The following is a 1,455-nucleotide window of genomic DNA, read 5'->3' on the forward strand; positions in this document are numbered from 1 at the left end:
GACGACCGGCTGATAACCTCCGCGGCACGCTTCACCTCCGGATGGCGGCGCCGACGCACTCCCAAAGTGGATGGCTCCCCATATTCCGGCCAGCCCCAGTACCGCCGTCGCGACGACAGCGTAAACAGTGACCCGCGGCCGTCGACCACGTGATCGTTGATCGTCAGCGGGGGTGCTTGATGGCCAGGGAGCCTCTGAGTCGCCCGGCTCGTCGGAGCTGTCAGGCTGTGGCGTCGGCCATCCGCTTTCAAGATGCCCACGGGTCCGGAGCCAGGGCTCAGCCTGCTCCTCACTCAGACCGCAAGCCCTCAAGAACACCTCTACGGTGCGCTTGGTCGCCAGGCGCTCTCCCTTCAGCATCAGCGAGAGCGTGGACTTGGAGACATCCGCGTTCTTCTCCAACTGCCGCAGCGACAGCCCCGCCCGGGCCTGGATCGTCCGTAGCGCCTGGGCGTACTGCTGCACTGTGCCGATCTGTTCGGGGTTCAGATCGCTGACATCCATGCAGACCTCTTGAAAGCGCGTCCCGAGGTGGAAATCCGCCTCTGCTCGATAGGCATGGGCTCCCCCATGTGAGGCGATCATATGATCACTCTCCGAGCCGGTGCCGCCGTTGCGGCGACCCCTTCCACTCGCCTCTCGGGCGTGCTCTCGAGACGCCTTCGAGTGGGCCGATTCTGTCCAGCATTGTCCACTGACCTGCCTGGACACCCCACCAGTGCGCTCTGCTGGGAGCACCGCAGGTCGTCTCACCGAGACGGCGCGGTCCCACAACGCCTCACTCAGCAGAAAGCGGAGCCTTCATGTTTCGGACCACATCCCCGGCCGCCTTTCCTGCCGCTCTCGCCAGCCCTCCTCAGGGCACTGTTCGCCGGTGGCGCCGCGTGGCAATGGCGGGCCTGGCCGGACACGTCGGCTGGGCGTTCAAGACCGGTACGGACAGGTGGACCTGGGGTTCTTACTCGCCCCAGGGCAAGGCCTGGAGCTCCAGCTGGACCTGGGGTGCCACCCGGGCCTACTTCGTCTTCCGCGCCTACACCCCTGAACTGCGGAGTCTCCCTTCCGCCAGCGGCAAGCCCCCCGGCTCTACTTCAGCGAGACGCTGTCGCACTACGGCTTCGCCAACGCCTGGGCGCTGTAGTGCCCGACGGTCATGAAACCCCGGGGGACGGCAGGACGGAGTCGCCCGCCGTCAAGCCGTTCCCCGTTTCGCCTCGCTGGAGAAGGTGCGAACAGCTCATGCGCAACGGTAGAAACGCCAGAATCGGAACGAAGCTGGCTCTCGTCACTGCGTTCGTGGCCGCCGCTCTCGCCGTGGTCTGGAAGGTATGGGTGTGTGACGCCATCAAGGCGACTGATGCGATCCCCGTACCGCCGAGCAGCTCACCCTCACTGAGGGACTTCGGATCCGGAGAAGGCGCCGAGGTCTGCCGCGGAGGTTATCAGCCGGTCGTT

2 protein-coding genes are annotated in these 1,455 nt (G+C 65.8%); one reads left to right on the top strand and one right to left on the bottom strand.

Annotation, left to right across the window (positions count from 1 at the left end; genetic code table 11):
• Positions 1 to 504: helix-turn-helix domain-containing protein (locus tag ABT294_RS50710; protein WP_350813745.1), on the bottom strand; the 504-nt coding region annotated here is incomplete at its 3' end.
• Positions 505 to 1,239: 735 nt separating this feature from the next.
• Between ABT294_RS50710 and ABT294_RS50715 the strand changes: the two genes are divergently transcribed.
• Positions 1,240 to 1,455, top strand: a 216-nt coding sequence (locus ABT294_RS50715) for a hypothetical protein (RefSeq protein ID WP_350813746.1), incomplete at its 3' end; no start/stop codon positions are given.

The organism is Nonomuraea sp. NPDC000554, assembly GCF_040300065.1.
Lineage (GTDB): Bacteria > Actinomycetota > Actinomycetes > Streptosporangiales > Streptosporangiaceae > Nonomuraea.